We start from the raw sequence: 13,919 nt of genomic DNA, 5'->3' as shown, positions 1-13,919 counted from the left end.
TTACCTAGACGGCGCGTGGGCGCTCCGCGCGCCGTCCGACCGTTCCCGCTCCCTTCCGCACGAACCCGACACGAGGCTCACGATCGATGGAACACAGCAGTCATCAGAACAAGCGCGTAGTCGTCTACGACACGACCCTGCGGGACGGCATGCAGGGCGAGGGCATGTCACTGTCGGCTGAGGAGAAGGTGCGCGTCGCGCACGCCCTCGACCGCCTCGGAGTCGACCTCATCGAGGCTGGTTTTCCGGCCTCGAACCCGAAGGAAGAGACGCTCTTCGCACTGCTCGCCGACGAGACCTTCGAGCACGCGCAGATCGCTGCCTTCGGGATGACCCGCCGGCGGGATCTGGCGGCCGAGCAGGATCCCGCGCTGCGTCTGCTCGCCGACTGCTTCGCGCCGGTGTGCACGATCGTCGGCAAGACCTGGAAGCTGCACCTGGAGAAGGTCACGCAGGTCGATCCGCAGGAAAACCTGCGCATGATCGAGGAGTCCGTGGCCTTCCTTGTGCGCGCCGGGAAGCGCGTGATCTACGACGCCGAGCACTTCTTCGACGCTTGGCGCGAAGATCCCAGCTATGCCCTCCGCTGTCTGGCTGCGGCTGTGGACGCCGGTGCCGAATGCGTAACCCTCTGCGACACCAACGGCGCGACCTTGCCTGGCGCCGTCGCGGCCGCCACGGCGCGCGTGGTCGAGGAGCTAGGCGATCGCGTGCTGGTGGGAATTCACACTCACGACGATGCCGGATGCGGCGTTGCCAACACGCTGGTGGCCGTGGAGGCCGGTGCGCGGCTCGTGCAGGGAACGATCAACGGCTATGGCGAGCGCTGCGGTAACGCCAATTTGACGACGATCATCCCGAACCTCCAGCTCAAGATGGGCTTCGATTGCGTGCGCCCGGAGCAGCTCGCCCGACTCACCGAGATAAGCCATTTGATCGACGAGATCTGCAACGTCACGCCCAATCCGAATCAGCCCTACGTCGGCAAGAACGCGTTTGCGCACAAGGGCGGGATGCACATCGCTGGTGTCAATCGCGATGCTCGAACTTTCGAGCACATCGACCCGGCGTTGGTCGGAGCCGATCGGCGGATCCTCGTTTCGGAGCTGGCTGGCAAGGGGACGATCCAAGCGCGCGCCGACGAGACCGGGCTGGAGATCGACGAAGAGACCGCGCAACGGGTGATCGCGCGCGTCAAGGAGCTCGAACATCACGGCTACCAGTTCGAGGCGGCAGATGGCTCCCTCGACCTTCTGATCCGTAAAGAGACGGGCAACTACGAGCCTCTTTTCCGGCTCGAGTCTTGGCGTGTGATTTCGGAGAAGCGGGCCGATGGGCGCGTCGAGACCGAGGCCACGATCAAGCTCTGGGTCGACGGAAAGCGCTACGTCAGAACGGCCGAAGGCAACGGACCGGTGAACGCGCTCGACCGTGCGCTGCGCGCGGCGATCGTCGAGCGCTACCCGCACCTGCAGGAGATCGAACTGGTCAACTTCAAGGTGCGGATCCTCGACGAGACCAAGGGCACGGGTGCGGTCACGCGAGTCCTGATCGACGCCAGCGACGGTGTCGAGACGTGGGGCGCGATCGGCGTCTCGGAGAACATCATCGAAGCCAGCTGGGAGGCGCTGGTCGACTCGCTCGAGGCGGGGATGTTGCCGCGGCGCGCGCAGCATCATCGACCGGCCGTCGCCGAGCGCTCACGGTGAGCGCGGAAAGCCCCAGGCTGCCGCTCGCGAGCCCGGACATCGGGCCGCTGGAGGAGCAGTTGGTGGTCGCCGCGCTACGTTCGCGGCGGCTCTCGCTGGGCCCCCTGTTGCGCGAGTTCGAGGCGCTGCTCGGCGAGCGTCTTGGCGTCGAGCACGTCTCGGCCGTTTCGAGCGGGACCGCCGCGCTGCATCTGGCGGTGCGAGCCGCGGGGATCGAAGCCGGCGACGAGGTCGTGACGACCCCGTTCAGTTTCGTAGCTTCCGCCAACTGCATCGTCTACGAGGGAGCGCGACCGGTGTTCTGCGACATCGATCCGGTGACGCTGAACATCGATCCGGAGGCTGCGGCGGCAGCGGTCAGCGAGCGCACTACGGGGCTCTTGCCCGTCCACATCTTCGGCTACCCGGCCGATCTGCCGGCGCTCGAGGCGATCGCGCGCCGGCATGGACTTTGGATCGTCGAGGACGCGTGCGAGGCGCTGGGTGCGGTACACGACGACGGTGTCGCGGTCGGTGCACGCGGTCACCTTGCGGCCTTCGGCTTCTACCCGAACAAGCAGATCACCACCGGCGAGGGCGGTGCGCTCGTGTGTCCCGACGCTGCGACCAAGGCCCGCGTCGACTCGGAGCGCAACCAGGGGCGTGCTCCCGACATGGGCTGGTTGGACCACGTCCGGTTGGGCTTCAACTACCGCCTCGACGAACTCTCTTGCGCGCTCGGTATCGCACAGCTCAAGCGTCTTGATGAGCTGCTGGCGGCGCGCGCACGGGTAGCCGCCTGGTACCGCGAGCGGCTGAGCGGCATCGAGGGGCTGGGCTTGCCGTGTCCCGACAGCGCCGGCGCGCGCCGCAGCTGGTTCGTCTTCTGCGTACAACTACCGGGGGACGTCGACCGCGCCGGTGTCATCGAGCGTTTGCGGGCACGTGGAATCGAGACCAAGCCGTACCTACCGGCTATCCACCTGTTCAGCTACTACCGCGAGCGGTTCGGCTACCGCCCTGGGCAGTTTCCAGTCTGCGAGCACGTGGCCGAGCGCTCGCTGGCGTTGCCGTTCCATTCGAGGATGCGCGAGAGCGATGTGGATCAGGTGGCCACGGAGCTAGAGCGAGCGATCGGCCGAGTCCGCGCCGGTACCTAGACTGGCGCGCCGAATGTCCCGCTTCGCCGAGCCGCAGCATCCGCTCTTCCAGGCGATCAACCGGTCGCTCGATTGCGATCGCCGCCTTTGGCCGCAGGATGTCCGTCTATCCCGCGCCCACGCACGGATGCTCGCCCGCATCGGTGTTCTCAGCGACGACGAGCTGGCGACCCTTCTGAAGGGGCTCGATCAGGTCGAGGCGGAACTCGCTGCCGGGAACTTCCCGTTCCGCGCCGACGACGAGGACATCCATATGGCGATCGAGCGCCGTCTCACCGAACTGGTGGGCCCGGTCGGGGCGAAGATCCATACCGCCCGCTCGCGCAACGACCAGGTCGCCACGGACGTCGCGATGTTCGTGCGCGAACGCGCCGAGGCCGCGATCGATTTGCTGTCGACGTTGATGGCAGTGCTGCTCGAACGCGCAGAGGAGCATCTCGACTGGGCACTGCCCTCGTACACCCACCTGCAACGGGCGCAGCCGGTCTACCTCTCGCACCATCTGCTCGCACATTTCTGGCGTTTCGATCGCGACCGCCGCCGCTTCCGCCACGTTGTCGACCTCGCCGATGAACTACCGCTAGGCAGTGGCGCTGCAGCCGGCGTTACGTTCGCCAACGACCGTCGCTTCCTCGCCAGCGAGCTGGGCTTCTCGCGGATCGCGGAGAACTCGCTCGACGCGGTCTCCTCACGCGACTGCGTGCTCGACTACTTGGCTGCGGCGGCGATCTGCACAACCCATTTGTCGCAGCTCGGCGCCGAGGTGGTTCTGTGGTCGTCAGCCGAGTTCGGATTCTGCGAATCAGCCGATCGCTTTGCCTCGGGATCGAGCCTGATGCCACAGAAGAAAAACCCTGATGCGGCCGAGTTGCTCCGGGCGAAGGCGCCGCGCGCCAGCGGCGCGCTGGCAGCCCTGCTCGGCGTGTTGCACGGTCTGCCGCTCACCTACAACAAGGACCTGCAGGAAGACAAGCGGCACCTCTTCGATGCTGTGGACACGCTCGAGCTCGCCTTGCGCGTCGCGGCCGAGCAACTGCGAGCGCTGCGTTTCAACCGCAAGCGCATGGAGAGCGCGGCCCGCGACGAGTTCATGGCAGCCACGGACATCGCCGACATGCTCGTACGCGCGGGGGTTCCGTTCCGCGAGGCGCATCGCCGGGTCGGGGCACTAGTTCGGGAGGCGGTCGAGCAGGGGGTGACGCTGTCGCAGCTCGACGACGCGACCCTGCGGTCGCGGCTCGCGGAGTTGGATCCCCAAGCCGTTCGCTCGGCCCTCGCGCTCGAGGCACAGCTGGAGTCGAAAATCTCAGCAGGCGGCACGGCGCTGGCGCGCGTACGCGAACAGGTCGCAAACGCGCGCACCCGTCTCGCGGCAGACGCATGAGCACGCTTTCGGGCTGGGCAGCGCCGTCCAGCGGAAGCAGCGCGATCGGTCCGCCGCTCGCAGAGTCCTTCTACGCCCGTGACGTGTTGGTTGTCGCGCGCGAACTTCTCGGCTGCCTGCTGCAAGTCGGTGACACGCTTGGAAGGATCGTTGAGACGGAGGCCTACCACCAGCGCGAGCCCGCTTGCCACGGCCACAACGGGCGGACGCCGCGCTGCCGCTCGCTGTTTGGCCCTCCGGGCACCGCCTACGTTTACCGCGCCTACGGCATCCATCGCTGCTTCAACGTCGTCTGTGAGGACGAAGGCGTGGGTGCAGCGGTCCTGGTGCGCGCCGTCGAGCCGCTTGCCGGCATCGCTGCAATGCGCAAACGCCGCGGCGTGGAGCGGCTCGAGGACCTTTGCTCGGGCCCCGGCAAGCTCTGTCAAGCGTTCGCTATCGAGCTCGAACACGACGGTACCTCGCTGGTTGACGGTCCGATTCGGCTTTTCGCACTTGAAGGGGGACGGCCGCGAGCGTCCGCGATCGTCGCTGCGCCGCGCATCGGGATCAGCCGCGCCGTCGATCTCCCTTGGCGGTTCTGTCTCGCCGAGAGCCGTTTCCTGTCGCGTCCGCGGCCGACGCCACCGCAGGTCGCGGGGACTCGCGACTGAACGCCTTCGTCGGGGCTCAGCCCGATCCAGAGCCGGCGCTCGGCGGGGTTGCGCCGCCCCCTCGTGAGGGCGGAGTGGGCGCGCTCGGTGATGGCGTCGAGGGTGGCGTCGACCGCGGTGCTTGGTTCGGCGCCTGGCCGCTGTTGCTAGGCGCCGAAGGTTGTGGCGGGGCCAAGCCGCCGGACGTGCCCGAGCCCGCCCCAGCCTGCGGCTTCGGTGTTAGCGGTGCGGGCGCGGTGGTGGTCCGCCTCGGCGGTTCCGCAGCAGTCCCCGTGCCCGGTTGCGCGGTTGGCGGCGACGGTACGGGTGGGGCCAGGGATCGTTGCTCCTGAACGCCTCGTTGGCGCCGACGCTGGTCGCGCAGTTGGATCCACGAAAGCATCACGTCGCGCCAGATCAGCGCCGGATAGGTGCCGCCCGCCACCGGTTTGCCCCCGTACTCGGTGAGCATCGGCTTGAGGCGGTCGGGGTAGCCGACCCACACGGCCACTGTTAGTTCGCGGTTGGACCCGACGAACCAGGCGTCGCCGTAGTTTTCGGTAGTGCCGGTCTTGCCGAAGGCGAACTCCCCGATTCGCGCGGCTCGGCCCGTCCCGTACTGCAGAACCCCAGCCAAGACCTGCTGTGCCTGCTCGCCGATGGTGGTCGGAAAGACGCGTTGTGCACGCACGCGGTTGCGGTCATCGCGACCGCTTCCCTCGACCCGTTCGATGGTTACTGGTCCCAGCGGTCGCGTGGCCAGAGTGCCACTCACCCGCAGCCCACGATTGGCGATCGTCGTGTAGGCGTAGGCCAGCTCGAGTGGGGACAGTCCGATCCTCAAGCCACCGAGCGTCATCGCCGGGTTCGTCGAGACCGGTGTCTCGATGCCCATGCGCTGCGCCAGACGAGCGATCCGACGAGTGCCAAGGGTAAGTCCGAGTTCGGCGTAAACGGAGTTGTCGGAGCTCGCCGTAGCGCTGCGCAGGGTGGTGATCCCCGCGTAGTGGTTTTCGTAATTGTTGACGCGGAATACCTCGCCTGGGGACCCAGGTACGCGGAACTGTTTGGGCCGCGAGACGAAGGTGCGGTCGGGAGAGATGCCGCGCAGCAGCGCCTCGATCAAGATGAACGGCTTGAACGCTGAGCCGGGCTGACGGTGACCCTGCACGGCTACGTTAAAGGGCCGGCGGAGATAGTCGTCACCGCCGACGATCGCCTTCACTTCGGCGGTTCGATTCTCGATCGCCACCACCGCAGCCGAAGGCCCGACTCCGTTGAGGTGTCTTCTGATTGCGTTGCGTACTGCCTGCTGTAGCGGCCAATCGATAGTCGTGGTTACGCGCAACCCACCGCCGAAGACGAGTCCCGCGCCGTAGCGGTCGACCAGTGTTTGCGTTACCCAAGTGGAGAAGTAGGGGTCGGCGGAATCCGGGCTTGGGGGAGTGATGTCGGCGCGGGTGGGGAGTGGTTCGGCCAATGCTTGGTTGAACTGCTGGCGCGTCAGATAGCCCTGCTCCAGCATGCGCCTTAGCACAAGGTTGCGCCGGGCCCTGGCGCGCCGCGGATTCTGGATCGGGTCGTAGAGGCTCGGCGAGGCGATCATGCCGGCCAGGAGCGCAGCTTGCGCGGGATCGAGGCGAGCTGCCAGCGGCTCGCCGTCGAGGACTCCCCGGCTCGAGTTCGGCGGGGTGCCCGGGGTTCCATAGCGCGCGGGATCGAGAGTCCGGCCGAAGTACGTACGAGCCGCAGACTCCGCGCCGTAAGCACCGTTACCGAAATAAACGGTGTTGAGATATTCAGTAAGGATCTTTCGCTTCGACCATTTCCGTTCGAGGTGATACGCGAGTGCCGCCTCGCGCATCTTTTGAAGAACCGTGCGCCGGTTTTGCGCAGAGAGCGCGTTCTTTACGAACTGTTGTGTGATGGTCGAGCCACCCTGTACGGCACGGCGGTTCAGCACGTCCTGGACCAGGGCCCGCAAGATGCCCTGGTAGTCGACCCCGCGGTGTTCGTAAAACCGACGGTCTTCGATCGCCACGACCGCGTTCTTCAGGTGCGGCGAAATTTGCTCCTGGGAGAGCAGGATGCGGTGGTCGTTGCCGGTCAGCCGCGCGATCGCAGGTCCCCGCCGTCCACCTCCTGCGTCGGCGTAGAGAACAGAGTTCTGGGCGCGACGGTACTCCGCGGCGTTCTCGAGTGCGGGCAGGTCGCTGGCAACCGCCATCAACATCCCGAACAGCGTCGAGATCGCCGCGAGCAGCGCGAGCGCCAGCAACACGACAGCTAGCCGCAACCACTTCACGCGCGTGCGAGTTGCTGGCGGGCGCAGCTCGGAGCCGCCGTTCGGGCGCAATACGTCGGATTGCTGGCGATCGGCGACGGGAACGAGTGTCGGCGGTCGTTCCATCGGTGGTCGGAGCGGGCGCGGATTGCGTGCTGCGCTCTCTGCTGCGCCCGGGGACCGCTCCCCTGGCGGTCGGCGGGCGAGTCTAGCATTGCCCGGGTGACCTACCAGGAGCATGACTCCGCGCGCCGCGCGAGCGCGGGGGCGCTGCCGATCCTTAGTGCAGATCCCGCCGCTCAGGCGCGTTGGCTTCTGCGCAACGTGGCGCAGGCACTCCCGGAGGGCGAACTAGAGCATCAGCTCGCTGCCGGGCGGCCGCTGCGCGTCAAGCTCGGTGTCGATCCGACGGCGCCGGATATCCACCTCGGGCACGTCGTGGTGCTTCGCAAGCTTCACGAGTTTCAGCAGCTCGGGCACCTGGTGGTCCTGATCATCGGCGACTTCACGGCACGAGTCGGCGATCCATCCGGGCGTTCGCGCACGCGACCAGCGCTCGATCCTCGGGAGATCGAACAGAACGCAGCGACCTACCAGGAGCAGGCGTTCAAGGTGCTGGACCGCGAGCGCACCGAAGTGGTGCGTAACAGCAGCTGGCTCGACATGCCGATGACCGACTTCTTTACGCTGGCCGCGCGCGCCACCGTCGCGCAGCTGCTCGACCGCGACGACTTTCGCCGCCGCTACGAGAGCGGAGAGCCGATCTCCGTGCTCGAGCTCCTTTATCCCTTGCTGCAGGGTTACGACTCGGTTGCGGTGCGCGCCGACGTCGAGGTCGGTGGTACCGACCAGACCTTCAACCTCCTGTTCGCCCGCGAAGTGCAGAGTGCTTACGGGCAGCGTCCCCAGTCGATCCTCACGATGCCGATTCTTCCGGGCATCGACGGCGTGCAGAAGATGTCCAAGTCCCTGGGAAACCACATCGCCGTCAACGATCCGCCGGAGCAGATGTTCGGGAAGTTGATGCGGATTCCCGACGCTGTAATGCCCGTCTACTATCGCCTGTTGCTCGACGGCGAGGCCGATCCCGCGCTCACGCCCGTGGCGGCGAAGCGTGCGCTGGCGCGCACGATCGTGAGCCAGTTTTGGGGTCCGGAGGCGGCGCTAGCAGCCGAGCGACGGTTCGATCGAATACACGTTCAGCGCGAGGCGCCCGATGACGTCGAGACCGCGGTGGTGGCCGTAGACGCCGCACGGGTGCCAGTTGCCACGGTCCTCAGCGAGGCGTTCGGCATCTCGCGGTCGGAGGCTCGCCGGCTTTTGGCACAGGGCGCGGTTTCGGTCGACGGACGGCGCCTGCCGCCCGAGATCCAGGACGTTTCGGTGGAGGAGCTCGACGGCGCTGTAGTCCGGCTCGGTAAGCGTCGCTTCCGGCGCATCGCGCTCGTTGGCCCAGCCAGTGCGGGGCGTGGCGACCGGCGAGCACGGTGCTAGACTCCGGCGTCCGGAAACCGGCCACAGGCTGGGTGATTGGCCTGGGCGGGAGCGGTCCTTGAAAACTCGGCAGCGTGCAGCGCGGAAGGGCGACCTTCCGCGTGCGGCCCGTACTCCGTGCACGGCATCGTCCGTGCAGGGAGCCAGACACACTCAAAGATCGGCCGTGGGAGCCACCCGGCCGAGGCTTCACGAGACTTGTGGACCATTGGTCCACACCAGTCTTTCGTGGAGAGTTTGATCCTGGCTCAGGGCGAACGCTGGCGGCGTGCCTAACACATGCAAGTGGAGCGACGAACCAGGCTTCGGCCTGGGGCAAAGCCGCGAACGGGTGAGTAACACGTGGGTGACCTACCCCGAAGACCGGGATAACCCGAGGAAACTCGGGCTAATACCGGATGTGCTCCGTCTGCTGCGGCAGGCGGTGGAAAGGTAGCTTCGGCTTCCGCTTCGGGATGGGCCCGCGGCCCATTAGCTAGTTGGTGAGGTAACGGCTCACCAAGGCGACGATGGGTAGCTGGTCTGAGAGGATGGCCAGCCACACTGGGACTGAGACACGGCCCAGACTCCTACGGGAGGCAGCAGTGGGGAATCTTGGGCAATGCGCGAAAGCGTGACCCAGCGACGCCGCGTGGGGGAAGAAGGCCTTCGGGTCGTAAACCCCTTTCAGGAGGGACGAAGCCCGGTCCGTGAATAGCGGTCCCGGGTGACGGTACCTCCAGAAGAAGCCCCGGCTAACTACGTGCCAGCAGCCGCGGTAATACGTAGGGGGCGAGCGTTGCCCGGAATCATTGGGCGTAAAGCGCGCGTAGGCGGCCCGGTAAGTCCGCTGTGAAAGCCCGGGGCTCAACCCCGGGAGGCCGGCGGATACTGTCGGGCTAGAGTCCGGAAGAGGCGGGTGGAATTCCCGGTGTAGCGGTGAAATGCGCAGATATCGGGAGGAACACCGATGGCGAAGGCAGCCCGCTGGGACGGTACTGACGCTGAGGCGCGAAAGCGTGGGGAGCGAACAGGATTAGATACCCTGGTAGTCCACGCCGTAAACGATGGGCACTAGGTGTGGGGGGTAGCCGACTCCCTCCGTGCCGAAGCTAACGCATTAAGTGCCCCGCCTGGGGAGTACGGCCGCAAGGCTAAAACTCAAAGGAATTGACGGGGGCCCGCACAAGCGGCGGAGCATGTGGTTTAATTCGACGCAACGCGAAGAACCTTACCTGGGCTTGACATGCAGGTGACAGCCAGGGAAACCTGGTCTCCCTTCGGGGCACCTGCACAGGTGGTGCATGGCTGTCGTCAGCTCGTGTCGTGAGATGTTGGGTTAAGTCCCGCAACGAGCGCAACCCCTGCCCCATGTTGCCAGCGGAGGCTACGTGCCTGCCGGTGACTCATGGGGGACTGCCGGTGACAAACCGGAGGAAGGTGGGGATGACGTCAAGTCATCATGCCCCTTATGCCCAGGGCTACACACGTGCTACAGTGGCCGGTACAACGGGCTGCGAACCCGCAAGGGGGAGCGAATCCCTAAAAGCCGGTCTAGGTTCGGATTGGGGGCTGCAACTCGCCCCCATGAAGGCGGAGTCGCTAGTAATCGCGGATCAGCAACGCCGCGGTGAATACGTTCCCGGGCCTTGTACACACCGCCCGTCACACCACGGGAGCGGGCAACACCCGAAGCCGGTGACCCAACCCCGCAAGGGGAGGGAGCCGTCGAAGGTGGGGCTCGTGACTGGGGTGAAGTCGTAACAAGGTAGCCGTACCGGAAGGTGCGGCTGGATCACCTCCTTTCTAGGGAGAAGCCACGGGAGTTGGGAGAGAACCTTCTTTCCCAACGACTTACTCCCGAGAGTCGGCCGGGTCGCGGCACGCTGCCGAGTTTTCAGGGACCGGGCCCGCAACGACGCGCGGCCGGTTGCGGCCCTTGAAAACTGCACAGTCGGCAAGCACGCGATGAGCACCGGTGCAAATCGGTTCTCGTGCGTGCCACCAGACGCGAGCGGTCACCGTATTGGTGACCGTTAACTCACCGTCAAGATAGTAAGGGCGCACGGTGGATGCCTTGGCGCCAGGAGCCGAGGAAGGGCGTGGACGGCTGCGATAAGCCACGGGGAGCCGCTGCACAGGCTGTGATCCGTGGATTCCCGAATGGGGCAACCCGACGCCGGTAATACGGCGTCATCTCGCTCTGAATACATAGGAGCGAGAGGGCAAGCGGGCGAACTGAAACATCTCAGTAGCCCGAGGAAAGGAAATCAACCGAGACTCCCCGAGTAGTGGCGAGCGAAAGGGGATCAGCCTAAACCCGGTAGGTGTAAGCGGGCACGCGTTGCCTGCCGGGGGTCGTGGGACGGTCCTTCCGGGCGGTGCCCCGCCCGGCGGAAGTTACAAAAGCTGCATCTAGCCGAAGACCCCTGGAACGGGGCACCACAGAGGGTAAGAGTCCCGTAGGCGAAAGGTGTAGCTCTTCCGTGGATCGCTCCCGAGTAGGACCGGGCCCGTGAAACCCGGTTCGAATCTGGGGGGACCACCCTCCAAGGCTAAGTACTCCCTGGCGACCGATAGCGCACTAGTACCGTGAGGGAAAGGTGAAAAGAACCCCGGAAGGGGAGTGAAATAGAACCTGAAACCGTGCGCCTACAAGCGGTCGGAGCGTCGCTGTGCGGCGTGACGGCGTGCTTTTTGCATAACGAGCCGGCGAGTTATCGTCACCGGCAAGGCTAAGCGATGAGCGGAGCCGTAGCGAAAGCGAGTCCGAATAGGGCGTTCAGTCGGTGGCGATAGACCCGAAACCGGGCGATCTACCCATGGGCAGGCTGAAGCGGGGGTAAGACCCCGTGGAGGGCCGAACCGACGTAGGTTGAAAACTGCGCGGATGACCTGTGGGTAGGAGTGAAAGGCTAATCAAGCTCGGAGATATCTGGTTCTCGCCGAAATATATTTAGGTATAGCCTCCGGTTAATACCTGCTGGCCGTAGAGCACTGCTTGGCCTAGGGGCCCTACCAGGTTACCGACGTCAGGCAAACTCCGAAGACCAGCAGGCGTACCCGGGGAGTCAGCCCAGGAGGGATAAACTTCCTGGACGAGAGGGAAACAACCCAGACCGCCAGCTAAGGTCCCAAAGTGATAGCTAAGTGGGAAACGATGTCCGAGCGCTCAGACAACCAGGAGGTTGGCTTAGAGGCAGCCATCCTTTAAAGAGTGCGTAACAGCTCACTGGTCAAGTGCTCGGGCGCGGAAAATTCAACGGGGCTCAAGCTATCCACCGAAGCTGCGGGTCCGTAACGCCTCGGCGTTGCGGGCGGTAGGCGAGCGTTCCCGAGCCGGTGAAGCGGCGGCGAAAGCCAGCCGTGGAGGCTCGGGAAGTGAGAATGCCGGCGTGAGTAACGAAAGAAGGGTGAGAATCCCTTCCACCGATTGTCCAAGGTTTCCTGAGCAACGTTCGTCGGCTCAGGGTTAGTCGGGACCTAAGGCGAGGCCGAAAGGCGTAGCCGATGGGCAACGGGTTGATATTCCCGTACCACGTCGGGTCCGCGATGACCGATGGGGTGACGAGGAAGGCTATGGGGACCCTGGCGACGGTTGACCAGGGGTAAGCGTGTACCTAGCGCTCTCAGGCAAATCCGGGAGCGTGATGATGGGAGGCGCGATGCCAGCTGGCCTACGGGCCGGCGAGCCCCGGACGCCATGCCTCCGAGAAAAACCTCTAGGCAGGACCCACGTGCCCGTACCAAAACCGACACAGGTGGACAGGTAGAGAATACCGAGGTGAGCGAGCTAACCCTCGTTAAGGAACTCGGCAAATTGGCCCCGTAACTTCGGGAGAAGGGGCGCCCCGTTAGGGTGACGGTCCTCGCGACCCGAGCCCGAGGGGGCCGCAGTGAATAGGCCCAGGCGACTGTTTATCAAAAACACAGGTCTCTGCTAAGTCGAAAGACGACGTATAGGGGCTGACGCCTGCCCGGTGCCGGAAGGTTACGCGGAGGGGTTAGCCGCCTTCGGGCGGCGAAGCTCCGAAGCTAAGCCCCGGTAAACGGCGGCGGTAACTATAACCGTCCTAAGGTAGCGAAATTCCTTGTCGGGTAAGTTCCGACCTGCACGAATGGCGTAACGACCTGGGCGCTGTCTCAACGAGGGGCTCGGTGAAATCGCAGTCTCGGTGAAGATGCCGAGTACCCGCGGCTGGACGGAAAGACCCCGTGAACCTTTACTACAGCCTGATATTGGAGTCTGGGGCATCGTGCTCAGGATAGGTGGGAGGCTGTGAAGCGAGGGCTTCGGCCCTCGTGGAGCCGCCCTTGAGATACCACCCTCGGTGTCCTGGGCTTCTAACCTCGTCCCGTGAATCCGGGCGAGGGACAGTGTCAGGTGGGTAGTTTGACTGGGGCGGTCGCCTCCTAAAGCGTAACGGAGGCGCGCAAAGGTCCCCTCAGCACGGTCGGAAATCGTGCGTTGAGTGCAAAGGCATCAAGGGGGCTTGACTGCGAGACTGACAAGTCGAGCAGGTGCGAAAGCAGGCCTTAGTGATCCGGCGGTTGCAAGTGGAAGCGCCGTCGCTCAACGGATAAAAGGTACTCCGGGGATAACAGGCTTATCGGGCCCAAGAGTCCACATCGACGGCCCGGTTTGGCACCTCGATGTCGGCTCGTCGCATCCTGGGGCTGAAGTCGGTCCCAAGGGTTGGGCTGTTCGCCCATTAAAGCGGCACGCGAGCTGGGTTCAGAACGTCGTGAGACAGTTCGGTCCCTATCCGCCGCGGGCGTTGGAGAGCTGAGGGGAGTCGTCCCTAGTACGAGAGGACCGGGATGAACGGACCTCTGGTGTACCTGTTGTCCCGCCAGGGGCACCGCAGGTTAGCCACGTCCGGATGGGATAACCGCTGAAAGCATCTAAGCGGGAAGCCCACCCCAAGATGAGCTCTCCCATCCCCTCGAGGGAGTAAGGGCCCTGGGAGAACACCAGGTGATAGGCCGGCGGTGTAAGCGCGGTAACGCGTTCAGCTGACCGGTACTAATTGCCCGAGGGCTTGACGGGTTTTCTTCGCGTCGCGCCGACTGTGCGGTTTTCAAGGGTCGTTGGGAAGCAGTTTTGAAAGCTTCCGGTGGCTATAGCGAGGGGGAAACACCTCTTCCCATTCCGAACAGAGAAGTTAAGCCCCTCAGCGCCGATGGTACTTGGGGCGCAGGCCCCTGGGAGAGTAGGTCGCCGCCGGTTTCTCTTAGTGAGCCCGACGCTACTGGCGTCGGGCTCACCTATTTCTGCGTGAGCAAGTACCTATTTCG

At 64.9% G+C, this 13,919-nt stretch carries 6 protein-coding genes and 3 rRNA genes; 8 read left to right on the top strand and 1 reads right to left on the bottom strand.

Annotated features, from left to right (window positions below; genetic code table 11):
- Nucleotides 1–86: 86 nt before the first annotated feature.
- Genes cimA through BLW41_RS08675 form a run of 4 tightly spaced genes read left to right on the top strand, consistent with a single transcriptional unit; the run spans nucleotide 87 to nucleotide 4,885 of the window.
- On the top strand, nucleotides 87–1,709 hold the full coding sequence (gene cimA / locus BLW41_RS08690) for a citramalate synthase (RefSeq protein WP_093118223.1): 1,623 nt from the start codon (nucleotides 87–89) through the stop codon (nucleotides 1,707–1,709).
- Nucleotides 1,706–2,848, top strand: a complete 1,143-nt coding sequence (locus BLW41_RS08685) for a DegT/DnrJ/EryC1/StrS family aminotransferase (protein WP_093118221.1) — start codon at nucleotides 1,706–1,708, stop codon at nucleotides 2,846–2,848. Before cimA ends, BLW41_RS08685 begins: the two co-directional genes overlap by 4 nt.
- A gap of 13 nt (nucleotides 2,849–2,861) precedes the next feature.
- Complete coding sequence (gene argH, locus BLW41_RS08680) at nucleotides 2,862–4,232, top strand: argininosuccinate lyase (RefSeq protein ID WP_093118219.1); 1,371 nt, start codon at nucleotides 2,862–2,864, stop codon at nucleotides 4,230–4,232.
- On the top strand, nucleotides 4,229–4,885 hold the full coding sequence (locus BLW41_RS08675) for a DNA-3-methyladenine glycosylase (protein ID WP_093118217.1): 657 nt from the start codon (nucleotides 4,229–4,231) through the stop codon (nucleotides 4,883–4,885). Before argH ends, BLW41_RS08675 begins: the two co-directional genes overlap by 4 nt.
- Nucleotides 4,886–4,901: 16 nt before the next feature.
- Here BLW41_RS08675 and BLW41_RS08670 read toward each other — a convergent pair whose 3' ends face one another.
- Nucleotides 4,902–7,274 (bottom strand): transglycosylase domain-containing protein, encoded by a 2,373-nt coding sequence (locus tag BLW41_RS08670; RefSeq protein ID WP_177169433.1) that lies wholly within the window; start codon nucleotides 7,272–7,274, stop codon nucleotides 4,902–4,904.
- 96 nt (nucleotides 7,275–7,370) lie between these two features.
- Here BLW41_RS08670 and tyrS point away from each other — a divergent pair, with 96 nt between their 5' ends.
- From tyrS to rrf, 4 genes are all read left to right on the top strand, one after another.
- Nucleotides 7,371–8,642, top strand: coding sequence for a tyrosine--tRNA ligase (tyrS, locus tag BLW41_RS08665; protein WP_245689057.1), 1,272 nt, complete (start codon nucleotides 7,371–7,373; stop codon nucleotides 8,640–8,642).
- A gap of 225 nt (nucleotides 8,643–8,867) precedes the next feature.
- Nucleotides 8,868–10,427 (top strand): 16S ribosomal RNA (locus tag BLW41_RS08660).
- Nucleotides 10,428–10,666: 239 nt separating this feature from the next.
- Nucleotides 10,667–13,671, top strand: a 23S ribosomal RNA gene (locus BLW41_RS08655).
- Between the two features lie 63 nt (nucleotides 13,672–13,734).
- Nucleotides 13,735–13,851, top strand: a 5S ribosomal RNA gene (rrf, locus tag BLW41_RS08650).
- The 16S, 23S and 5S rRNA genes sit together here, the layout of an rRNA operon.
- Nucleotides 13,852–13,919: the final 68 nt, after the last annotated feature.

The sequence above is a fragment of the Thermoleophilum album genome (genome assembly GCF_900108055.1).
In the GTDB taxonomy this organism is placed as follows: domain Bacteria; phylum Actinomycetota; class Thermoleophilia; order Solirubrobacterales; family Thermoleophilaceae; genus Thermoleophilum; species Thermoleophilum album.
The sequence above is the reverse complement of the archived record's forward strand: the minus strand, read 5'-3'. Positions and strand labels throughout refer to the sequence as shown.